1 protein-coding gene is annotated in these 277 nt (G+C 64.6%); it reads right to left on the reverse strand.

Features of this window, described 5'->3' with window-relative positions:
* Window positions 1–94: 94 nt before the first annotated feature.
* The coding region (locus tag R0J87_RS19885; RefSeq protein ID WP_498888412.1) for a hypothetical protein at window positions 95–277 on the reverse strand (183 nt) is incomplete at its 5' end.

Consider the following 277-nt stretch of genomic DNA (forward strand, 5'->3'; position numbering starts at 1 on the left):
GGCTCCTCCAGCTCGCCCTGAGCCCGCCGCATGATGACCTCGGCGGTGGCCGCGACGCCGTAGCGACGCGCGATGTCTTTGGCGGTAACTGGCATCAGCGGCCTCGAAGCCTCCGCTCCACGGTGTTCACAATGTCGGCCATCTCTTGAGCCTCATCCATGTTGTCCGGCGTGCCGAGCTTCGTAATCACGGTGTCCATGATCTTCTGCGTGCTGGCATGCTCGCTGAGTTCTCGCTCGATCTCACGGACGACCTGCTCCTGCTCGGCGGCGGCCTG

This window comes from Halomonas sp. SIMBA_159 (assembly GCF_046536035.1).
Lineage (GTDB): Bacteria > Pseudomonadota > Gammaproteobacteria > Pseudomonadales > Halomonadaceae > Vreelandella > Vreelandella venusta_A.